The following is a 23,052-nucleotide window of genomic DNA, read 5'->3' on the forward strand; positions in this document are numbered from 1 at the left end:
TCGCCGGATTCTAGCATAAAACTGTGAGCAATATCTAATGCTAATTTAGAAGAACAGACACCGGAGATGTAAAGATGATAACCAAGCCTCGCTCCCAACCATTTGGGAACAGCAAGTCGCTAAGCGCCAACGTTTGACACGACAAAAGTCAGGCTCAGCGACTTGGCTCTTTTGGTCCTATTTCGAACCAAAAGAGCCACTCAAATCATCATAAATTTATGTTGTTATTAAACTAGTATGTAAGTAGTTACTCACAAACGTATTCAACAACGTTTAGACCAAAACCACCAAGAGCGTGGTAACGCTTAGTGCTTGAAGACAATAGACGCATATCATGAACGCCTAGGTCTTGTAGAATTTGAGAACCGACACCAACGCGACGAGAAGTGCCTTGCTTCTTAGCCATAGTTGGTTGCTCATTCTTATCTTGAGCTTCGAATGTCTTCACTTTGTGAATCAAAGAATCAGACGACTCTTCGTTGCCCAGAATAACCAAAACACCACCTTCGTCGCCAATGCGCTTCATCGCCTTATCTAGCGACCAGCTACGCTCAGTACCACGATCAGAATGAAGCAGATCGGTGAAGGTATCATGTAGGTGAACACGAACCAGTGGTGCTTCACCCGTTAGGTTACCTTTTTGCATTGCGTAGTGGATTTGGTTGTCGATAGTGTCACGGTAAGTCACGAGCTCAAAGTCACCGAACTCAGTCGGTAGATGACACTGTGCAACACGTTCGATCGTGGTTTCTGTGTTGTTACGGTATTCGATTAAGTCAGCAATCGTGCCTAGCTTGATGTCGTGCTTTTCAGCAAACACTTCAAGATCTGGGCGACGAGCCATGGTGCCGTCATCATTTAGGATCTCAACGATAACCGACGCAGGCTCACAACCCGCTAAACGTGCTAAATCACAACCCGCTTCAGTGTGACCTGCACGAGTTAGAACACCACCTTCTTGGGCTGTTAGCGGGAAGATGTGACCAGGTTGAACAAGGTCAGCTGCTTTTGCATCTTTCGCAACAGCTGCTTGAACCGTCACAGCGCGGTCAGACGCAGAAATACCCGTAGTTACACCCTCAGCAGCTTCAATCGAAACAGTAAAGTTCGTGGTGTACTGTGCGTTGTTGTCTTGAACCATAGGCGCAAGCCCCATGCGGCTTGAACGCTCTTTAGTCAAGGTTAGGCAGATTAAACCACGGCCGTACATCGCCATGAAGTTAATCGCTTCTGGCGTCACATGTTCTGCTGCCATGATCAGATCGCCTTCATTTTCGCGATCTTCATCATCCATCAGGATAACCATTTTTCCTAGGCGAATGTCTTCAATAATTTCTTGAGGAGTACTAATTGGCATTGTTCTATATCCTTTGAAATGGTTCTGCTTCCTAGAACCGACACTATTTAAACCTGATGATATTGCTTCGCTCTACAAAGTGACACTCAGCGCACTTCATATCAGCGATTAGGCAAAACCATTCTGTTGTAAGAATTCCATCGTCAATCGAGATTCAGGTTCAGACTCTTGTTGCTGACCTTGCAGTAGGCGCTCCATGTAGCGCGCTAACACATCCACTTCTAGATTCACTTTACGACCAACATGGAATTGATCGATGGTGGTTTCTGAGGAGGTATGAGGAACAATCGTCAGCTTAAATGCATTCTTACGTAAATCGTTCACAGTAAGACTAATGCCATCGACGGTAATCGAGCCTTTTTGAGCAACGTACTTTGAGATTTCAGCGGGCATTTCGACCCAGAACTCAATCGCACGGCCTACTTGGTTGCGCTCAACAATCTCGCCTACACCATCTACGTGACCCGATACGATATGACCACCAAAACGTGTCGTCGGTAGCATCGCTTTTTCTAGGTTCACTTTGTCACCCGCTTGGTAATCAACAAAACCGGTTTTCTTCAGGGTCTCAAGTGACAAGTCTGCACTGTAGCTGTGGTCGTTAAATTCGACGACCGTCAAACACACACCATTGGTAGCAATACTATCACCTAACTGAACGTCGGCCATATCAAGCTTACCTACGTTAACCGTTACGGTAATGTCTTCTCCGCGGGGAGTAATTGCACTCAATGTACCTACGGCTTCTACAATTCCTGTAAACATTTTAAAACTCTTTTTGTTGTCAACGACATCTATCTAGGGCGCGGATTTATTTCCACTATCGTTTCGTTACTGTCGGTTTAGTAATACGGGCTTCGCTACGATGCGAATATCCACACCAACTTGTCGAACATCTTTAATTTCTAGGTCAATAACATCAGACATCGAAGTGAGCCCTAACGCGCCCATCAAACCTCTTCCGTCACTGCCCATAAGTTTAGGAGCTAAATAAAGGATTAGCTCATCCACCAACTGTGCTTCAATCAAGCTTTTTGCCAATGTTGCCCCCGCTTCGACCCAAATATGGTCGATATGATTGGCAGGTAATTGGTGCATCAGATCGTGTAAATCTAGCTGACCTGCATCAGTAGTATCGACCTCAATATCAGCAGACGACTCTGCGACTCTTAATACGGGTGTTGGCGATTGATATAACTTGAGCTCAGGGCGCAGTTGGTTTTGACGATCAAGAATCACACGAACAGGCTGACGCACGTCAGCTTCAGCATAATGAGCTTGTGCGCTACTTGGTAATTCAGCCCAGCGAACATTCAGTGAAGCGTTATCATCAATCACCGTTTGGCTGGTTGATAACACTGCACCCGCCTTTGCTCGATAATTTTGAACATCACGACGCGCTGCTGGCGATGTGATCCACTGGCTTTGACCATTTGCTAGTGCCGTTTGTCCATCGAGGCTGGCTGCCATCTTAAGCTGAACAAAAGGCATGCCTGTTTGCATGCGCTTAATAAATGCTGGGTTCAAGTCTAAAGCATCTTGTTCCAGTAAACCGATTTCAACCTCGATACCTGCATCACGCAACATTTTGATGCCACGGCCAGCGACTTTCGGGTTTGGATCCTGCATCGCGCAAATGACTTTCGCCACTTGAGCCTTAATCAAGCCCTCGGCACACGGTGGTGTACGACCATAATGAGAACAAGGTTCCAGTGTGACATAAGCCGTCGCACCTTTTGCCTTATCACCCGCCATTCGCATGGCATGCACTTCGGCGTGAGGTTCACCCGCTTTGGCGTGAAAGCCTTCACCAACAATTTGTCCATCGGTTTGTACAATCACACAACCGACATTTGGGTTTGGCGCAGTAGTGTAAATGCCGCGTTTCGCTAAATGGATAGCACGCGACATCATTTGAAAATCTAGGGGAGAGAAGTTAGACATGACTGAGGAATTAATCCTCTAATTTAGCGATTTCTTCGCCAAACTCTCGAATGTCTTCAAAGCTGCGGTAAACAGAAGCAAAACGGATGTACGCGACTTTGTCTAACTCTTTTAATTGGCTCATGACTAGGTTACCAATCATTTCGCTTGGAACTTCACGCTCACCTGTTGCACGGAGTTGTGACTTAATATTACTGATAGCAAGTTCGATCGCATCAGCACTCACAGGGCGTTTTTCCAGAGCACGTTGCACACCACCAACCATCTTATCTTCGTTAAACGGTTCGCGGTTACCATTCGACTTAATGACTTTCGGCATCACAAGTTCTGCCGATTCGAACGTAGTGAAACGCTCGCTACATGCAAGGCATTGACGGCGACGACGAACCTGATGGCCATCAGCAACCAGTCTTGAATCGATTACTTTAGTGTCGTTCTCTGAACAAAAAGGACAATGCATATCACCTCCAAATAATTGAATATCAGTGTAACGGAATTGCCAAACGTTAGGAAAGAAAAAGGGCCAATTAAGGCCCTTTTGTGTGCTGATTCATTGATTATTGCTACGCGATAGCAATTTTTAAATGAGCTGCAGAGTAAAGTTAACGAAAAGCATTAACCGCGAACAAGATAATTCGCTTTACCCACCCATTTGTAGCTGGTCAGCTCTTCTAAGCCCATAGGGCCACGAGCGTGCAATTTCTGAGTAGAGACTGCTACTTCTGCGCCTAAACCAAACTGTGCACCATCAGTAAAGCGAGTTGATGCATTCACGTACACGGCTGCTGAGCCTACAGAGTTAATGAAACGCTCAGAGCTCTCCAAACTATTAGTCATGATCGCATCTGAATGGCTCGCGTTATGTACGCGCATGTGGTCAATCGCTTCTGCAACATCTGCAACCACTTTTACGCCAAGTGTGTAGCTTAGCCATTCGGTGTCAAAGTCATCTTCACCTGCATCACGCACGTCAGCGAAATCAGCAAGCAGTGCCTTCGCACTTGAGTCTGCTACTAATGTCACTTTATCCGCTAGACGTGTTTTAAGCTTGCCAAGGAACTCCTCAGCTACCGCTTCATGAACAAGCAAAGTATCTAATGAGTTACATGCTGATGGACGTTGTACTTTTGAGTTTTCAACCACATCGACAGACTTCTCAAGATCCGCGCTCTCATCAACGAAAATATGGCTGATACCAAAACCACCGATGATAACCGGAATAGTGCTGTTCTCTTTACACATCTTATGTAAACCAGCGCCACCACGAGGGATGATCATATCTACGTAGTCATCTAGCTTAAGCAGCTGAGAAACAAGCTCACGATCTGGCTTTTCAATGTATTGAACAGAAGCAGCAGGAAGCTCCGCTTTCTCTAGTGCAGACTGGATAACTTTTACCAGTTCCATGTTCGAGAAGAAGGTCTCTTTACCACCACGCAAGATGCTTGCGTTACCTGTTTTCAGACACAGTGCCGCAATATCAATCGTTACGTTCGGGCGAGCTTCATAGATAACACCAACAACACCAAGAGGTACACGACGACGAGACAGTGACATACCGTTTTCCAGTACCTTGCTGTCGATTTCGCTGCCCACAGGATCGTTCAGGCTAATCACGTTACGAACGTCGTTAGCGATGCCAGTTAAGCGTTCTTCATTCAGAAGTAGACGGTCAAGCAGTGCTTCCGTTAGACCCGCTTCGCGGCCCAGTTCGATGTCTTTCGCGTTCGCTTCTAAGATAGCGGAAGCATTTGCTTCTAACTCATCAGCGATGATCGCCAATGCCTTGTTCTTTTGCGCCGTTGATGCGGTCGCTAGGTGAAAAGCAGCTTCTTTTGCTGCGATACCCATGTTAGTTAAATCCACGTTTAACTCTCCCTAAATTCTGTCTGTCTTTGGATGAAAGAAGCGATGCGTACTACCTACATCTAGTGCAAAAGCCAGATGCGCCGTTCATCGCCTCGTCATCTCGAACTATTCTTGGATGACTACAAGGTCATCACGGTGAATGACTTCTGACCCGTAATCGTAACCAAGGATGTCGCCAATATCTTTACTGTGCTTGCCTGCTATTTTTGCCAGGTCTTGGCTTGAGTAGCTAGCGATACCACGCGCGACTACTTTGCCTTTGCTGTCTGTGACTTGGGTGACTTCACCACGAGAGAACTCGCCTTTAACTCGAACCACCCCTTTTGCCAACAAGCTACTGCCTTTGGTGTTAACGGCATTCACCGCACCATCGTCAACCACGATGTCACCAGCAGAAGCTGGGCCAGCTAAAATCCAACGCTTACGGTTTTCAAGCGCCTCAGCTAACGGCAAGAAACGTGTGCCTTGCGGATTGTCACTCAAAGAGTCAAAAACCACATTTTCAGCACTGCCTGCTGCAATGATAACTTCAATACCAGCACGACGAGCAATGTCCGCCGCCTGCAGTTTTGTCGCCATACCACCGGTACCTAAAGTCGTGCCACTACCGCCTGCAATCTTACGCAGCGTGTCATCAATGGTTTTGACTTCTTTGATGAGCTCTGCATTTGGATCTTTGCGAGGGTCTGCAGTAAATAGACCTTTTTGGTCTGTCAGTAGCAAAAGCTTATCAGCGCCACATAAAATACCAACCAGTGCCGACAAGTTATCGTTGTCGCCCACTTTGATTTCGTTGGTCGCGACCGCGTCGTTTTCATTCACGACAGGAATAATATCGTGCTCAACGAGTGCGTTGATCGTGTCACGAGCATTCAGAAAGCGCTCACGGTCATCAAGATCAGCACGAGTCAGTAGCATCTGGCCAATCTTAAGGCCATAGATAGCGAATAAAGACTCCCAAACTTGAATCAACTGACTTTGCCCAACTGCAGCAAGCAACTGTTTGCTCGCCATTGAGTTGGGAAGTGCGGGGTAACCAAGGTGCTCACGTCCTGCTGCAATTGCGCCAGACGAAACCATAACCACAGAGTGGCCTTGTTTTTTTAATTCAGCACATTGACGAACCAGCTCAACCATATGAGCACGGTCTAATGCCAATGTTCCACCAGTTAAGACACTGGTACCCAGTTTAACAACGACAGTTTTACGCTGCGCTGTTGTCCCGCTTTGATGATTTGTTGTCATGAAGTCTTTTATGGATAAAACAAATAAGAGGTGATGTTTTAGCAATCAACAGGGGAATTCACAAGCAGAAAAGGTGCGAAATCGCACCTTTTTACTTTATATAGAAGAGTAACCTTTAAAATCAGACGAATTCGACAGACTCTTCGTCTAATTGGATGCTGATTTCAAACTTACTTTGAAGTTCATCAACCAGTTTTTGGTGGAAGGCTTCTTGAGTTCTAGTGACCTCAGCAACCGCCTTTTTAGGCAGAGGTAGTGAATCCCACTGGCCTTCAATGTTGTATTTACCAATGTTGTACTTCGCCGAATACCCCTCTTCCGACTTGTCCAACTCCATCCACCAGCCCCAGAACTCACGCTCTTCTGGTGATTTTTTATCGTTAACACACACTGATAAGCAATCAAAAATATAGTGGCCCTCTTCTGATTGCGGCTCTCTCAAATAAGGACCGATAGCCTTTAAAACGTTTAACAAGCGATAATGTGTTGGTTCTTGTGTCACTTCTGACATATTGAATCTCCGTTTTCAATGTTAAGAATGACGTTACTCAGACTGCAATACGTTGAAACCACGCAGTTGGATTTATAAATTTTCTCTGAGTATCAGGTACTTAATCTGTACACTTTTCATGCTTAACTAATTTAGGAGAAATGTCATCTAAATAATTCATCCTCAAGCCACTTTATCGCTAATTCGAGGGATTGCTCATAACCTTGTGTAATTGATTTAGATTTGATTTTCTTTGCCTTGCCGTAATCACTGTAAATAGCAACCAGTTGATTATCCATTGGCGGTGACACAGGATCGCCTTCTAAGGCTAACGCTAAGATAGGAACACTGGTTTTGCTGTTCGACAACAGGCCTTGCACCTTCAAAGACCACGCCATCAACTGACCAGAAAGACTATTGATATCAACCGCGCCTTTACCTAAACGAGAAGCCAGTACGTCTAAATGCATCTTCGGCATTTGCTTCAGTTTATCGGCATGCACAAAGATATCGTGGATTGGCGCGCCAAGAGAGATACACGCTTTGATCTTCTGTTGTTCGATAAATGACAGCCTCACCATCGCATTGCCGCCAAAACGGAAACCAAACAAACCCACTTTATGGTGATCAACCCATGGGATATTTGGCAGCTCATTCAATACCGCCTGATGTAGGCACGAAGAATCTTCAGTTAATGGCCAGTGAGAGCTGTGCCCTATCGATGGCATATCGACGGTAAGCATCGCAATGTTCTTTGGCGCCAGATAATCCCTAAACAAACGCCACATGTCCGTTTGTAAGCTATCTAAACCAGCACTCACGATTACAACAGGTTGAGGCTTGTCGGTTTTCGCTAGGTGTAGGTTGGCTTTGATTTTTTTGTTCTGGTAAGGCACCTCAATCTGCTTAACAATCAGCTTAGTGTGCTTAATCGCTTCAGAATAGGCTGCGTTTGCTAACACTTGGGCCTGAGCTGCCAAGTTGTCATTTTTTAGATGCGGGTAACCTGCAATACTGAAACATAAAGAGGCCGAGAACAGCTCTTCAGCCACCTCTTCACCGCTTTTTTCATTGGAGCGGTTCTGATGCAACATACCCAACTTGGTCCACTCATAAGCCCAGTTACCACTGCGGTATCCCATCACGGTGTCTAACCACTCATCGGTAGTACGAGAGTTGTCTGACGACGCGATTCGAGCCAGTACAGCTTCTTGTTCAATAGGGTTCACGCCTTGCCATACCCACTGAAGACGTCTTAGGTTTCGGTACCATGATGAGTTTTGCTGTTCACGCTTCTCATCCAATAACGCTTCAGAGCTTGGCATGTATTGTGTCAGCATTGAGGTCTCTTTGGCCTGCTTGTGTTTTACAAACAAGGTTTCCGAAAGGTTCGAGCTCGTTTCTTCTGGTTCAGACATTGGGATACTTAATAAGAAATGATTTTCACTAATAATATAAAAAAAAATGACCCTATAAAGGGTCATTTCTCAAAAAACTAAGTTTACGCTTATTTTGACTTGCGATTTACTGGCTCAACGTAGCTTAGGCTAGTATCCCAAGGTTGCTCAATCCATGTGTCTTGAGCGATATCAACAATGTACTCGTCTAGTAGGTGTGCACCAGAAGGCTTAGCACATACAGCGATCAGTTTAGCTTTAGGGTACATTTCGCGAAGCTTACGTGCAGTGTCACCACTATCAACAAGATCTTCAACGATTAGGAAACCTTCGCCGTCACCTTCAGGTGCTTTAACGACAGTCATATCACGTTGGTGATCGTGGTCGTAGCTAGAAATACAAATCGTATCTACGTGACGAATACCCAGTTCACGAGCCAAGATTGCACCAGGAACCAAACCACCACGGCTTACAGCCCAGATACCTTTCCACTGCTCTGCTGGCATTTGCTTTTCTGCTAGTTGACGGCAGTAAGTCTGCATGTTGTCCCAAGTGATAACGAATTTGTTGCTCATAGTATAAAACCTAATAATTTTTCATGTTATTAGAGGCTATGCCAAACATAGCCTCTTCAGCGTTTAAGCAGAAATCTAGACGATTAAGCGAAAATGTATTTAAGAATAAAGATTACCGACATGATCCACACAGCAGGTGAAACGTCGCGACCTTGACCACTTAGCAGCTTAATTGCAGCGTAAGCGATGAAACCTAGTGAGATACCCTCAGCAATAGAGTACGTCAGCGGCATAAGTAGACATGTTACCACGACTGGTGCTGCTTCCGTAAGATCACGCCAATCAATGCCAACTAGGCCAGACATCATCAGAATTGCTACATAGAAAAGCGCGCCTGATGTTGCGTACGCCGGAATCATACCTGCAAGTGGTGAGAAGAAAAGAGCAAGAAGGAAAAGTACGCCCACGACAACAGCCGTTAGACCAGTACGACCACCTTCAGCAACACCAGAAACACTCTCTACATATGAAGTCGTGTTCGATGTACCTAGAAGAGCACCGATAGACGTTGCTGTTGAGTCAGCAAGCAGTGCTTTGTTCAGGCGAGGTAGTTTGCCATCTTCTTTAATTAGGTTCGCTTTTGTAGCAACACCCACTAGCGTACCCGCTGTATCGAATAAGTCGACGAATAGGAAAGCAAATACAACAGAGATCATACCGATTTCAAATACTGCAGAGAAATCAAGCTGCATGAAAGTCGGAGCAAGGCTTGGTGGTGTAGACATGATACCGCCGTACTGAACGTCACCAATGATAATGCCAAGAGCTGTAATAGCGAGAATTGCAATCATTACTGCGCCTTTCACACCGCGGTGTACAAGGGCAATAGTAAGGAAGAAACCAAGAGCACCAAGGATAGGAGCAATAGCAGTAATGTCGCCAAGTGATACTTTAGTTGCAGGGTTAGAAACCACGATGCCAGCATTGCTAAGTGCGATAAACGCTAGGAAAAGACCGATACCCGCAGAGATACCTACACGCAAAGACATAGGAATCGAGTTGATAATCCATTCACGGATCTTAAAGATGCTCAAGAAGATGAAGATCACACCCGAAACAAACACTGCCGCTAGAGCAACTTGCCAGGTGTAACCCATGCCCATCACAACCGCGTAGGTAAAGAAGGCATTCAACCCCATACCAGGAGCTTGAGCAATTGGGTAGTTAGCAACAAAGCCCATGATGAAACAGCCAATAGCAGCCGCTAAACAGGTTGCTACAAATACAGCGCCGTGGTCCATACCAGCATCAGCTAGGATCATTGGGTTTACAAAAATGATGTAAGCCATTGTTAGGAAGGTTGTTAGACCTGCGATGATTTCAGTGCGCACATTGGTGCCGTTTTCACTGAGTTTGAATAGCTTTTCGAACATTATCGAATCCTATAAGGGTAAAAAGTAAACGGTTGCGTAATCGATTGGCTGTGGATTATAAAGTTATCAAATAACAAATTCCAGATAGAATTAAGGCTCTAAATAATATTTATCAGAATGACGTATGAAACCAAGCGATTAAAAATTACATCTAAAAAGAAAAATACACATTAAAAACAATAGACTAAAAACAATTTAATGGTCGTATTTATTTGATTACTTTTTCAACCATCAGTTATTTTCATTAAGAATCTGGCGCTAAATTTGCCAATTCAAACCCACAAGAGTTGTCCGATTTTCAACAGGATTGGTAATAAGGCTCAAATTGACATTTTGCTGTTTAAAAAACAACCGAGCATAGTCGTTGATAGATGACGAATCAAAGCTGAGGATAAAAGTAGCAGGCAAAAAAAACGCCACTCAAAACTGAGTGGCGGTAGAATCTGTCAACCAAAAGGGTTGTAAGAGAATTCCAATATATAGGGGGGAACAAAACTGTTCGAGTTACATGCTTATGGTATTAGTAACCAAAGCTTGTAGGGTATGCAAAGTTGCTAGTGTAAACAGAGTTGTTAAGCCAGAACATTGCAGATGGTAAACCTTTCATAACTATCACCTTAATAAATCAATAAAAAACGAATTTGATTTCTCGGTTCCTTGGAGGCGATAAACGGACTCATCCTTTGAGCATTTACTCTTCACTTCAGAAGTTGGTTACAAATATACCTTAAAGAAAAAAGATTACAAGAATTTTTTGCTTCAGATCACACTTTTGACCATCGCGGGTTATTTTCAAACTTAATCTCGTAATAAAATTACAAAACAGACTTAAACAAACGTTTGCTTGCATCTTTTATAAGCATCAGAGCACTTATACAAGATCAAATGAACAAGATGGCGTTCAAAATTTGAAGCATTTCAGGTTTAGAAGCGCTACTCGTCAAAACACTCTAATGGTATGCTGTCGGCATCAAAACAGACCTATATTTTAGGTTTTTGCTCTATGTTTATACCCATAGAAAGCCTAAATATATGGTTATCAAATAAAAAAGGAGTCATCCGTGTCTGAATTCCATTCTGAGATCAGTAAATTATCCCCTGCCCCTATTTGGCAGTTCTTCGATAAGATTTGCTCAATCCCACACCCTTCTAAGCATGAAGAAGAGCTTGCTCAATACATTATTGCTTGGGCAACAGAGCAAGGGCTAGATGTACGCCGTGACCCAACGGGCAACGTATTCATCAAAAAGCCTGCGACGCCGGGCATGGAAAACAAAAAAGGTGTTGTGCTACAAGCTCACATCGATATGGTTCCACAAAAGAACGAAGATACGGTTCATGACTTCACTAAAGACCCAATCCAACCGTACATCGACGGTGAGTGGGTTACTGCAAAAGGCACAACGCTTGGCGCAGATAATGGCATGGGTATGGCATCATGCTTAGCGGTTCTTGCATCAAACGAAATCAAGCACGGCCCAATCGAAGTTCTACTAACTGTAGACGAAGAAGCAGGTATGACAGGTGCATTCGGTCTTGAAGCGGGTTGGTTAGAAGGCGACATCCTTCTTAACACCGATTCAGAGCAAGAAGGCGAAGTGTACATGGGTTGTGCTGGCGGTATCGACGGCGCAATGACATTTGATGTTGCTCGTACTGCAATCCCAGCAGATTTCGTGACTCGCAAGCTTACGCTTAAAGGTCTAAAAGGCGGTCACTCAGGTTGTGACATCCACACTGGTCGCGCGAACGCGAATAAACTACTTGCTCGCTTCCTGGCTGGTCACGCAAAAGAGCTAGACCTACGCATCGTAGAATTCAAAGGTGGTAGCCTACGTAACGCGATTCCTCGTGAAGGTTTCGTTACTGTTGCTGTTCCAGCGGCAAACCAAGAGAAACTGGCTTCGCTATACAACTACTACACGGAGCTTCTTTCAACAGAGCTAGGTAAAGTAGAAGACAGCATTGTGACTTTCAACGAAGAAGCTTCAGTTGAAATGGGCGCACTTGCAGCTGCTGACCAAGCTCGCTTCATCGCAGCACTTAACGCGGCGCCAAACGGTGTGATTCGTATGAGTGATGAGATTGAAGGTGTTGTTGAGACATCTCTAAACGTGGGTGTTATCACAACTGAAGAGAACTCAATTACAGTACTTTGCCTAATCCGCTCTCTGATCGACTCTGGCCGTAGCCAAGTTGAAAGCATGCTTCACTCTGTAGCAGAGCTTGCTGGTGCGAGCATCGAATTCTCTGGCGCTTACCCAGGTTGGAAGCCAGACGCAGATTCAGAAATCATGCACATCTTCCGCGACATGTACGAAGGTATCTACGGTCACAAGCCAAACATCATGGTTATCCATGCTGGTCTTGAGTGTGGTCTATTCAAAGAACCTTACCCGAACATGGATATGGTTTCTTTCGGCCCGACTATCAAGTTCCCTCACTCTCCAGATGAGAAAGTGAAGATTGATACGGTTGAGCTATTCTGGAACCAAATGGTTGCTCTGCTAGAAGCAATCCCAGAAAAAGCATAATTTGAACCATTATGTTTTCGATAGATAGGATTTCGCGGTAAATACTACTCATCGACACAAAATAAAACAGGTACTCATTGAGTACCTGTTTTTGTATCTAAGCTTTGCGAACAGCTAAGACATTAAGCGCGTGAAGCTGCGTAGCTCTCTAGCTCATCAATTGAAGTTTGTGCAACCACTTCGCCATCGATGAAGTACGTCACCATCTCGCCATCACGAACACCGATTAGTGTCGCTCGCTCACCAGATTGGTAAGTGATGTCCATTTGGATAGTGTTTTCATCAATCTGCTGCATCTGACCTTTTTCGATCATATTTACATTAGTGATTGGGCCTACAGGCGCTTCCGTTAGAGACGGATCTAGCTGATGGTTAATATCAATGTAAGTATCAACCTTAGTATCAAAGATATGCGGTGCACCCGTTAGTGGGTTGCTACCTGTCCAGAATTCTAGAGAGTTAAATACTAGGTAATCCGCTGCAACCGTCAGACCGTAAGCCGGTGCCAACAGTAAGTTTAAGCCGCCACGTGCGTAACGGTTATCAACGGCTTTAAGGTTGAACTTCATTAGGTAACCGGTTACTGCATTGCTACCAACACAGCCAGATAAAGCAACAGATACCACTGCAAGTGCTACAACTTTTGAAATTGTTTTTTTCATTTTCGTCTCGATATTTGAAATTGGCCGCCAGAAAATGGCGATGGATAATATCAAGTGCCAAAAACACAATTATCAGAGTTAAATCAATAAATTGTCAGAAACCTTACAAATAAAAGGTGCATTCCAAACAGGCCGCCATCCATGGAATACCGTTCCCGATACGCCTCCACAAAAAAGTTTTGTCGTTACCGTAAACCGATTGATTCGTACTAAAAATCAACGATTGCTACATTCCGTGTTAACGAATTATCACCATGTTGAGAACAACCTAAATGGCAAGACTAAAACCTAATCAACCATTCGAATTACTTGGTTCTACTGTTCAGCCAGGACAGCGAATGGAGATTGAACTGCAAGCAGCTCAGCTTTACACGCACTCTCCACTTTCGATCCCGATTGAAGTCATTCACGGTCGCCAAGCAGGTCCAACACTGATGGTAAACGCTGCGATTCACGGTGATGAGTTAAATGGTGTTGAGATTGCACGCCAGCTCACCAATGCGATTGATCCTAAGAAATTGAAAGGGACATTGATTGTCGTGCCGATCGTTAACGTATTCGGCTTCATTCATAAGTCTCGTTACCTACCAGACCGTCGCGACCTAAACCGTTGTTTCCCTGGTAGTGAGAAAGGATCGCTAACATCGCGTATCGCTTACACTTTCTTCGAGAACGTGGCTAAGCACTGTGATTTCATTCTGGATCTACACACGGGTGCGATTCACCGTACGAACTTGCCACAAATTCGTGCGAACCTTTCGAACCCAGAGACCATGCGTATCGCAAAAGCGTTCGCGACACCGGTGATCATCGACTCACCACTGCGTGATGGTTCACTGCGAAGCGAAGCGGAAAAGTTAGGTATTCCAGTACTGACATACGAAGGTGGTGAGGCGCTACGCTTTGATCACCTAGCGATTCGAGCAGGCTACCTTGGCATTCACCAAGTAATGAAAGAAATCGGCATGCTGCGCCCGAACCGTAAGAAGCTGCCAGAACCAGTATTAAGCAAATCCACTAGCTGGATTCGAGCAGAGTCAGACGGTATCTTGCGTAACATGGTAAGACTGGGTGAACAAGTTGAAGCAGGACAAACGCTTGCTTACATCAGTTCTCCATTAGGTCACCAAGAGAGCCAAGTTATCACGACTAAAGGCGGTATCGTGATTGGCCAACAAACTCTACCTTTGGTGAACGAAGGTGATGCTGTGTTCCACATCGCTTACTTCAAGCAAGACGATGAAGAAGTAGGACAAACCGTAGAAAGCTACATTGAAGAAGTAGCAGAAGACGATTGGTTAACTACGCTAAACAACTGATTAAGGCTTGAGAGAGCGATGTAAAAAGCAAGAAGCCAAAACCGTCGCTCTTAAGCAAATAGCAACGAACTCCACAAACGAAAAAGCCCCAATATAGGTGACTATATTGGGGCTTTTTTATAACTCCCTTATCTTAAAATTAAGAGACCTATAAATTAATCGTGCACCGAATTACTCAGCGTCTTCTTGCTCTTCTGCACGAGCTTTAGCGCGTGCTTCACGTGCTTGCTCAGCTTTAAGCTCTTTAGCGTGACGTAGTTCATCGCGCTCTTTACGTTGTTCCGCTTTACGCTCGTTACGTTCAGCTTGGTTTGCGATGAAAGATGCTAGCTCTTTCTCAGCCCACTCTTTTGCAAGCGCTTCTGTTTCGAAACCAGACTCACGCTTAGATACTGTTGTGCTGCGAGACGTTACTTGACGAGTAATCTCTGCACACCAGCCGTTGCGTTTTTCTGTAAGGCGGATATCAAATTTTTTGTTCTTAGACATGTTCTATTTTTTCCTAAGGGAGATCATTAAGGGATCGGTCAACTTTGATAACTCCATCTAAGTGAGCACCTTTTAACACCATCCCTTGGTAAGCGCGGTATTAGAGCACAAATCAACGAATATTGCTGCAAATATTTGCAGCGGATCACACTCTAGTGCTGCAAATCGTTTGCGGCTCATTTTTAAGCACTCAACAGCCTCTAATCCCTCACAATTTCAGCCTCATTTCATCGACAACCATGAAATGAACTATGCTCAAACAGAGATAAATGAGTCGTCTAACCCGTTAGCTTGGTAGGCGTTAATTATCTCCCCCTACTCCGCCCATAATTAAAATAGCTAAGGAGTTGCTATGGATAGCTTCATCAAAAATTTACCGAAGGTTGAGCTGCACTTACACATTGAGGGCACACTGGAGCCCGAACTGATGTTCGAACTGGCCAAGCGCAATTACGTATCGATTCCCTTTGAGAACCCAGAGCAAGTGCGAGATGCCTATCAATTCCATAACCTACAGTCTTTTCTCGACATCTATTATCAAGGCGCCAATGCACTGATTCATGAACAAGACTTTTACGACCTCACTTGGGCCTACCTATTAAAGTGCCAACAAGACAATGTGGTTCACACTGAGATTTTCTTTGACCCGCAAACCCACACTGAGCGTGGTATCGCCTTCGACACTATTATCACTGGCATCACTCGTGCACTCGACCAAGCAACTCATGAACTTGGGATAAGTAGCCAACTGATCATGTGCTTTCTACGCCACCTTGATGAAGAAAGCGCGTTCGAGACGCTCAAACAGGCTCTGCCTTACAAAGATAAAATCATTGCGGTTGGTTTAGATTCATCGGAACAAGGGAACCCACCCGAGAAGTTTAAACATGTATTCCAAGAAGCGCTCAACCAAGGCTTTCTGACTGTCGCACACGCCGGAGAAGAAGGCCCAGCGCAAAACATTATCGATGCATTGGATTTGCTAGGTATCACCCGAATCGACCATGGGGTTCGCTGTATCGATGACGCAGAACTCCTAGAAAAGTTGGCAGCAAAACGTATTCCGCTGACGGTTTGTCCGCTATCGAATACCAAACTAAAAGTCTTCGATACTATGGAGCAGCACAACATTGTCGAACTACTGAGAAAAGGGCTTTGTGTCACCATCAATTCCGATGACCCGGCTTACTTTGGTGGCTACATGAATGACAATTTCCTCGCGGTTGCCAATGCCCACCCAGTCACCCATCAAGAATTAGCCCAGTTCAGTATTAATGCCGTGGAAGCGAGTTTCATCTCCCCTCACGCCAAAGAGGACCTGATTACGCAGGTACGTCAATACTTGATAGCGAACAGTCAATAAGTTGATAAGCGTTAATTTCAATCAAAAAAGGGAAGCTCAATGCTTCCCTTTATAATCAAGATACTGAAATCAATTTACCCTGGATGACCATCCACTCTTGGCGTAAGTAACATCATTCCGAATTTCCAGACAAACAGACCAAACGCCAGCGTCCACAAGCCTGCACTGATATTTACCATCTCAAACAAATAACCAGGGAAGAAGGTGACACCTAAGCTACGTACCAGCGCTGCTACAAAAATTGCAGAGAATGCGAGCGCCATGCTTGGTCCTTTATAGATAGCACGGCCAGTGTGTCCCATGGTCACGCGGCTGATCATCGCTAAGATAAGCCCGCTCAAACCACCAATCGCAAACAAGTGCAGCATGTTGTGACTGGCAAATGGATTATCCAACAAGCCACGTAACAACAAGCTTAGCGGAATACACACATATGCAGCGTGCAGCGACCACACCAAAGGTTCAAATAGGGTTGTCCAAGGTTTCCAACGAATGAAGCGTACCAGCTGAGCAACACCAGCAAAAACCATTAATCCGCTGCCCACTTGAGCAAAGGCCAGAGGGAAGAAGCTCAAGATAAACAGCCCCACCAGAGGTAGATTTGCTAACCATTCCAACCACACCAATGGCTGCGCTTTTTCGAAGTTAAAGCGACGAGCGGTAAAGAATGGGATCACTCGTCCACCCATCACCGATAGTAGTAAAGTAAACCACCACAGCATGGCTTGCCATACTGCTGACGAAGGAAACGGCGGCATACCCTTAATGGTCGCGTAACTCGCAAAGTTCGCCACAATCGCCAATACAAACAGTGGGACGAAGAATAAGTTTTTCCACCCTTTCGACTGTACGACTCGAAAGCCAATCTCGTAAGCAGAAAAAGCTAAAAATAGCGCTTCAATCGACGAAATTAGCCATAGCGGTGCCGGTGTCCAAAACAGAATTCGAGGTGCGAGCCATAAACCAACCAGCGCGGCTAATCGATAATGCTTGGTGCCATTGACGCCAGTCCAAGTTTGTACGGCCGTCAGCACAAAGCCGACAACAATCGCCATCGAAAACCCAAATAGCATCTCATGCACGTGCCACCATAACGCAGGCACTTTTAAAATTTCAGGCTGACCGTTTTGGAACATAATGACCCAAGCCACAATCGCAATTACGGCATAAACACTGCCTAGAAAGAAGAAAGGTCGAAAGCCTAAACGCAAGTAGGCTGGAATCGCGTCTTCTACACTTTTATCTGTGATATTTAACAAACTCGCTCCTAATTCTCAGATAAGCGGCCAAGGTATTACCTAAACCTAAATTTGGTGTGCATCAAGCTTGATGCAATATATAGGTCACATTGCATGAAACGCGCCAATTAGATAAAACCAGTAAAAACAAGCACTCACAAGATTCATTGACCAATAAAAAAGTCAAAACCACACAACCAAAAGAGTCATAAAGACATATAGGTGTGTAAATAGAAACTTACTGACTTTTATGATTACGCCACATATAGTAAGACTAGACTTAAATGGCAGAACTCAGACAAGGAACGCGATGTATATTTTTGGTTATGGCAGCTTGATCAACTCTTCTTCTCGTCAACTTACCGGTCAAACGGGTCAAGCAATCCCGGCAATTGTTCATGGCTTAGTGCGCCATTGGAGTAAGATCGACGACAGTTACGTGTTGTCCCCTTTGATCGTCAACCTTGGCGAAGGGCAAGTGAATGGTGTTTTACTTGAAGTCGACGAGATAGCGCTTGCTGAGTTTGATCGTCGTGAACGTGGCTATCACCGAATCGAATTAAAAGCCGATCAGATAGAGAGCCAAACCGAATTCAAAGAAGATCAATCTATTTGGGTTTATGTGAAAGACGAAATCGAGGCGCCTTGTGAAAGCAGCCCTATCGTTCAAACCTATGTCGATACCGTCATGGCGGGATGTTTAGAGGTGTCTGAAAGCTTTGCGGCACACTTTGTCAAACACACACAAGGTTGGCACCACCCATTAGAAAATGACCGCCACCAGCCTAAATATGGCAACCTAGCGGGAGTGTCTGAGCACCACCACAGCGTGATTGATGGTTTGATATTAAGTGCGCGCGGCTAACTTTTAAAGACTTAGGTGATGCTGAAGCTGCAATTATTTGGAGCTTTGGTCGCTTTGAATCTTGGGGCTGGGAAAGCATAAAAGGTCGATGAACCTATAAAGAGCAGGCTCACCGACTCAAACAGGCAGCTTAAACCACTCGAATACCCGCTGGCATCGCGCGTTCTGGTGTCAGCAATACACTTTCAGATTCGTCATCGGTTTCCGCACATAGCAGCATGCATTCAGAAGTGTGGCCTCTCATTTTGGCTTTCGCTAAGTTACATAGCACCACGACCTGCTTACCCATTAGCTCCTCTTCAGTGTAGTAAGGCACTAGGCTAGTTACTGTTTGCAGCGTCTTTTCACCCACATCGACTTGCACGATGTAAAGCTTGTCCGCATTTTCATGACGTACAACTTCGATGATCTTACCCACACGCATTTCTAACTTAGCAAAGTCACCATAAGAGATAGTATCCATTTCTCACTTCCTATATTGATTGATTTTTTACCCATCGAGCATTTACTAAAATTAAGTAAAATGTAAATGTTTACACTAGCACTAAGTCCAATAATTACAAGCGGTAAAGATCTCAATAATAGAAGTAAAATAAGAGTTTCATTGCCTTGCTCTCATTGTCGGTGTTAAATAAGCACAGCAATCAAATGAGGTTAAAAATGGCGACAATCAAAGATGTAGCAAAGGAAGCTGGTGTTTCTGTTGCAACCGTATCTCGAGTGATCAACAAATCCCCTAAGGCGAGTGCTAGCTCTATTGAGTCAGTAACCAAAGCGATGTCTAAGCTTGGCTACCGTCCTAATGCCAATGCTCGCGCCCTAGTAAGCCAAAGTACAAATACCATTGGTGTACTCGTAGGTGATATTTCGGATCCTTTCTTTGGCACACTAGTTAAATCGGTCGACAACGTAGCAAGAGAAAACGGTAAACACATCTTAGTTGGCAACGGCTCTCATGATCGTGATGAAGAGAAGCAAGCCATTGAACTGCTGATCAATAACCGCTGCGATTCACTTGTGATTCACTCAAAAGGTCTAACCGATGAAGAGCTGATCGGCTACGCCAAAGAAGTGAAAGGCTTAGTGTTGATCAACCGCTATATCGAAGAGATTGCCGAACGTTGCATCTTCCTTGATAACAAGAAAGGCGCATTCCTCGCGACTGAATATTTGATTCGCCATGGCCATAAAAACATTGCCTGTATCGCCTCTTCTTCAAGCATTGAAGATGCAAATGAACGTGTGGAGGGCTACCAAGCAGCTCTGAAAGAGTACGGCATTGAGCTATCTGAAAGTTATATTGAGCACGCCCAGCCAACCAGTGATGGCGGCGAGTATGCGATGACCAATCTGCTGACCAAATCCCTACCGATCACCGGTATTGTAGCCTACAACGACTACATGGCCGCGGGTGCCTTGTCTGTGCTTGACGAGAACGGCATTCAAGCACCGGATAACATGTCGATCATCGGCTTTGATGATGGCTTAATTGCCCGCTATGTTCACCCGAAACTGACGACCATTCGTTACCCTATTCAAATGATGGCAGAGAAGGCAACACGACTCGCCTTGAGCTTGGCAAAAGAGGGAACAACTTCGGCAGAGCCAATGATGTTCTCTCCTACTTTGGTTCGCCGTAACTCGGTAGAAAAAGCCTAATCGGCCGATTGACAAAACGCACTAAGAAACAAAAAAAGCCCTAACAGAATCACTTCTGCTAGGGCTTTCTTACCTTACTCAAGTACCCAACACTCACTTCCTATTTAGACAAAATGATTGCTAGGTGCCGCTTTGGTTCATCTCCCCCAGAGGCACATGACAAGTCACATCTCTCTATTCATCAATAAACAAAAGCAATGGCATCACCGCTTTGAGCTAGAGCGTACTAGTTCGAAGAATCCCCCGAAAATTCAAACTGGTAACAGGTACGGTAGCGGTATTCTTGTTCAGGCTGGAGAATACAACTGTCCTGCTTCCACTCTGGGTGGTTAGGAGAGTCAGGTAAGAACTGGGTTTCTAATGCCAACCCTGCGTAATCTTCATAGCTACCACCACTACGGTTTGGTGTACCACCAAGCCAGTTTCCTGTGTATAGCTGCATCGCAGGTTTGGTTGAAAATACTTTTAAAGTGACGAGCGCATCTGGCGAAGTCACGGTCGCAGCACATTGAGTACCCTTACAACCGTCAACCAACAGGAAGGAGTGATCGTAACCCTTGGCGGCTTTCTGCTGCTCATCCCCCAATAGACGCTCGGAGATCATCATAGGCTGATTGAAATCGAAGCTGGTTGATTTCACCGATTTCAGGTTACCTAATGGAATGCCTACCGAGTTAGTCGGTAAGAACTGAGACGCGTTGATGCTCACAATATGTGACAAGCAATCGTGCCCAACTTCTGCACCCAATAGATTGAAGTAAGCATGGTTGGTCAAGTTGACTGGCGTTGCTTTATCTGTAGTTGCTGTGTATTCAATAGAAACTCGATTGTCTTCAGTGAGCTCATATCGAACCGACACGTTCAACTTCCCCGGAAAGCCTTGGTCGCCATCAACTGACACTAAGCTAAATACAACCGATGCTTCAGTCTGCTCTGTAATGCTCCAGCGACGTTTATCAAAGCCATTCGGACCGCCATGTAAGGTATTGCCCGCTTGGTTAGTTTCCAGCTTATAAGTCTTGCCATCAATCTTGAAACGACCATTAGCAATGCGGTTGGCATAACGACCAACTGTCGCCCCCAAGTAGCTGGCTTGCTTTTCGAAATTCTCCATTGAGTTCACACCCAATAGCACTTCTCGTCTGTTTCCTTTTACTGGCAAAATACAGCTCAACCATGTGGCACCAATATCCATAAATGTCACTTCCATGCCATGTACATTCGACAGTGTGACAAGCTGAGCGGGCTGGCCATCATAGGCTTGCGTTGCTGTCATGGATTGATGCAGGCTCTGCGCTTGTGTCATTCTAAATTCCTTGTGATGCCAGTAATAAAGCCCTTACCTTAAGATAAAGGCATTAGTATTTGGCCTACCATGATCTTTTTACCTGATAAGCCTTTTCTCTGTCGGTTAGATTACTTCAACTAGACCAGCGCCGTCTTTCGCTTGGCACACATAAATCGATTCTTTTAGTCCGGTCGCTGCTTGATATTTTTGCTCTACCGTTGCTTTGATTTCATCGACTAAAGCAGGTGGAGCCAACGCCACAATACAGCCACCGAAACCGCCGCCCGTCATACGCACGCCACCTTGCTCGCCAATCACTTCTTTGACCATCTCAACCAGCACGTCGATCTCTTTGACTGTGATTTCAAAGTCATCACGCATTGACGCATGTGATTCTGCCATGAGCTCACCCATACGTTTCATATCGTGAGTGCGCAGAGCTTGAGCCGCTTCCACCGTGCGGTCATTCTCGGTAATCACGTGACGAGCACGCTTAGCAACCATCTCATCCAATTGAGACTCTTTCGCTTTAAACTGCTCAATCGTTACATCACGCAGAGCTGGAACACCAAACAGACGAGCGGCTTCTTCACATTGCTCACGGCGTGTGTTGTATTCACTGTCTACCAAGCCACGCTTCTTGTTTGAGTTGATGATCACCACCGCCATGTCTTCTGGCATTGAAACCGCTTGAGTTTCTAGGCTACGGCAATCCAAAAGCATCGCGTGATTCGCTTGCCCTTCCGCCGAGATCATTTGGTCCATGATGCCGCAGTTACAGCCAACAAATTCGTTCTCAGCTTGTTGGCCGTTTAGTGCGATTTCTGCTTGTGAGATCTCTAGGTTGTAAAGCACCTTGAACGTTTGACCAATCACCACTTCTAACGCCGCCGATGAACTCAAGCCAGCACCTTGAGGTACATTGCCTGATACTGAAATATCTGCGCCGTTGAATTGGTAACCGCGAGCCAGTAAACACTTAACTACGCCACGAATGTAGTTCGCCCACATCTTGTCTTGTTGGAAGGTAATCTCTTGCGTGATATCGAATTCGTCTACCGCATTATCGTAGTCAACAGACACAACTCGTACTATGTTGTCGTCACGCTTTGCTGCCGCAACAACGGTTTGGTAGTTAATGGCACACGGTAGGACAAAACCATCGTTGTAGTCGGTATGCTCACCAATTAGGTTCACACGACCTGGCGCTTGAACGATGTGAGTCGCTTGGTAACCAAGGACTTGCTCAAAAGATGTTTTCACGTTTTGGATTAGATCAGACATAAGTAAACTCTCTGCTTAAACTCTTTGTTTAAATAGTTGTGGTCCCTTATGGCACCACTTTAATTCTGTTCGATTCCCTATCTCATTCATCCTCCTCTATC

The 23,052-nt window shown here is 45.1% G+C and carries 21 protein-coding genes; 5 read left to right on the plus strand and 16 right to left on the minus strand.

All coding sequences use genetic code 11. The features are described 5' to 3' along the window. Positions 1-247: 247 nt before the first annotated feature. The 10 genes from ribBA to L1D55_RS03690 form a co-directional block, all read right to left on the minus strand. Positions 248-1,357 (minus strand): bifunctional 3,4-dihydroxy-2-butanone-4-phosphate synthase/GTP cyclohydrolase II, encoded by a 1,110-nt coding sequence (ribBA, locus tag L1D55_RS03645; protein WP_239916541.1) that lies wholly within the window; start codon positions 1,355-1,357, stop codon positions 248-250. Between the two features lie 108 nt (positions 1,358-1,465). Next, entirely contained in the window at positions 1,466-2,122 is a 657-nt protein-coding gene (locus L1D55_RS03650) for a riboflavin synthase (RefSeq protein ID WP_008218644.1), read from the minus strand. 66 nt (positions 2,123-2,188) lie between these two features. Then, complete coding sequence (gene ribD, locus L1D55_RS03655) at positions 2,189-3,271, minus strand: bifunctional diaminohydroxyphosphoribosylaminopyrimidine deaminase/5-amino-6-(5-phosphoribosylamino)uracil reductase RibD (protein WP_239916542.1); 1,083 nt, start codon at positions 3,269-3,271, stop codon at positions 2,189-2,191. A gap of 40 nt (positions 3,272-3,311) precedes the next feature. Further along, entirely contained in the window at positions 3,312-3,761 is a 450-nt protein-coding gene (gene nrdR / locus L1D55_RS03660) for a transcriptional regulator NrdR (protein WP_008218648.1), read from the minus strand. A 155-nt stretch (positions 3,762-3,916) separates the two neighbouring features. Next, positions 3,917-5,167, minus strand: coding sequence for a glutamate-5-semialdehyde dehydrogenase (locus L1D55_RS03665; protein WP_239916543.1), 1,251 nt, complete (start codon positions 5,165-5,167; stop codon positions 3,917-3,919). Between the two features lie 108 nt (positions 5,168-5,275). Beyond that, positions 5,276-6,460, minus strand: coding sequence for a glutamate 5-kinase (proB, locus tag L1D55_RS03670; protein ID WP_171367898.1), 1,185 nt, complete (start codon positions 6,458-6,460; stop codon positions 5,276-5,278). Between the two features lie 76 nt (positions 6,461-6,536). Next, positions 6,537-6,926, minus strand: a complete 390-nt coding sequence (crl, locus tag L1D55_RS03675; protein ID WP_171367899.1) for a sigma factor-binding protein Crl — start codon at positions 6,924-6,926, stop codon at positions 6,537-6,539. A 143-nt stretch (positions 6,927-7,069) separates the two neighbouring features. Then, on the minus strand, positions 7,070-8,323 hold the full coding sequence (frsA, locus tag L1D55_RS03680) for an esterase FrsA (RefSeq protein WP_105025465.1): 1,254 nt from the start codon (positions 8,321-8,323) through the stop codon (positions 7,070-7,072). 89 nt (positions 8,324-8,412) lie between these two features. Beyond that, positions 8,413-8,877: an oxytetracycline resistance phosphoribosyltransferase domain-containing protein Tet(34) gene (gene tet(34) / locus L1D55_RS03685; RefSeq protein ID WP_004741499.1), complete on the minus strand. Its 465-nt coding sequence runs from the start codon at positions 8,875-8,877 to the stop codon at positions 8,413-8,415. A gap of 83 nt (positions 8,878-8,960) precedes the next feature. Next, positions 8,961-10,250 carry an NCS2 family permease gene (locus tag L1D55_RS03690; RefSeq protein ID WP_239916544.1) on the minus strand — a complete coding sequence of 430 codons (1,290 nt, stop codon included), beginning with the start codon at positions 10,248-10,250 and terminating at the stop codon, positions 8,961-8,963. 1,061 nt (positions 10,251-11,311) lie between these two features. Here L1D55_RS03690 and L1D55_RS03695 point away from each other — a divergent pair. After that, positions 11,312-12,784 carry an aminoacyl-histidine dipeptidase gene (locus tag L1D55_RS03695; protein WP_061032565.1) on the plus strand — a complete coding sequence of 491 codons (1,473 nt, stop codon included), beginning with the start codon at positions 11,312-11,314 and terminating at the stop codon, positions 12,782-12,784. A 122-nt stretch (positions 12,785-12,906) separates the two neighbouring features. On the opposite strand, the gene L1D55_RS03700 is transcribed toward L1D55_RS03695, so the two are convergent. After that, complete coding sequence (locus L1D55_RS03700) at positions 12,907-13,446, minus strand: DUF3332 domain-containing protein (protein WP_004741496.1); 540 nt, start codon at positions 13,444-13,446, stop codon at positions 12,907-12,909. A gap of 272 nt (positions 13,447-13,718) precedes the next feature. Here L1D55_RS03700 and L1D55_RS03705 point away from each other — a divergent pair, with 272 nt between their 5' ends. Continuing rightward, positions 13,719-14,765 (plus strand): succinylglutamate desuccinylase/aspartoacylase family protein, encoded by a 1,047-nt coding sequence (locus tag L1D55_RS03705; RefSeq protein WP_239916545.1) that lies wholly within the window; start codon positions 13,719-13,721, stop codon positions 14,763-14,765. A gap of 171 nt (positions 14,766-14,936) precedes the next feature. Here L1D55_RS03705 and L1D55_RS03710 read toward each other — a convergent pair whose 3' ends face one another. After that, a complete protein-coding gene (locus L1D55_RS03710) occupies positions 14,937-15,254 on the minus strand; it encodes a DUF3622 domain-containing protein (protein ID WP_105025468.1) in 318 nt (105 codons plus the stop codon). Positions 15,255-15,606: 352 nt separating this feature from the next. Here L1D55_RS03710 and L1D55_RS03715 point away from each other — a divergent pair, with 352 nt between their 5' ends. Further along, positions 15,607-16,617: an adenosine deaminase gene (locus tag L1D55_RS03715; protein ID WP_239916546.1), complete on the plus strand. Its 1,011-nt coding sequence runs from the start codon at positions 15,607-15,609 to the stop codon at positions 16,615-16,617. 74 nt (positions 16,618-16,691) lie between these two features. Here the strand turns inward: L1D55_RS03715 and L1D55_RS03720 are convergent, their stop codons facing one another. Beyond that, the gene (locus tag L1D55_RS03720; protein WP_239916547.1) at positions 16,692-17,876 is read right to left on the minus strand and encodes an NnrS family protein; all 1,185 of its coding nucleotides are present in this window, start codon (positions 17,874-17,876) and stop codon (positions 16,692-16,694) included. Between the two features lie 289 nt (positions 17,877-18,165). Between L1D55_RS03720 and L1D55_RS03725 the strand changes: the two genes are divergently transcribed. Continuing rightward, positions 18,166-18,720 carry a gamma-glutamylcyclotransferase family protein gene (locus L1D55_RS03725; protein ID WP_239916548.1) on the plus strand — a complete coding sequence of 185 codons (555 nt, stop codon included), beginning with the start codon at positions 18,166-18,168 and terminating at the stop codon, positions 18,718-18,720. 130 nt (positions 18,721-18,850) lie between these two features. On the opposite strand, the gene L1D55_RS03730 is transcribed toward L1D55_RS03725, so the two are convergent. Beyond that, positions 18,851-19,183, minus strand: coding sequence for a tRNA-binding protein (locus L1D55_RS03730; RefSeq protein WP_008218676.1), 333 nt, complete (start codon positions 19,181-19,183; stop codon positions 18,851-18,853). Between the two features lie 197 nt (positions 19,184-19,380). On the opposite strand from L1D55_RS03730, the gene L1D55_RS03735 reads away from it, so the two are divergent. Then, positions 19,381-20,379, plus strand: coding sequence for a substrate-binding domain-containing protein (locus L1D55_RS03735; RefSeq protein WP_239916549.1), 999 nt, complete (start codon positions 19,381-19,383; stop codon positions 20,377-20,379). Between the two features lie 226 nt (positions 20,380-20,605). On the opposite strand, the gene galM is transcribed toward L1D55_RS03735, so the two are convergent. Then, positions 20,606-21,685 (minus strand): galactose-1-epimerase, encoded by a 1,080-nt coding sequence (gene galM / locus L1D55_RS03740; RefSeq protein WP_239916550.1) that lies wholly within the window; start codon positions 21,683-21,685, stop codon positions 20,606-20,608. Between the two features lie 105 nt (positions 21,686-21,790). Beyond that, positions 21,791-22,951, minus strand: coding sequence for a galactokinase (gene galK, locus L1D55_RS03745; protein ID WP_239916551.1), 1,161 nt, complete (start codon positions 22,949-22,951; stop codon positions 21,791-21,793). Positions 22,952-23,052: the final 101 nt, after the last annotated feature.

Source organism: Vibrio sp. Isolate22, from assembly GCF_022398115.1.
GTDB lineage: Bacteria > Pseudomonadota > Gammaproteobacteria > Enterobacterales > Vibrionaceae > Vibrio.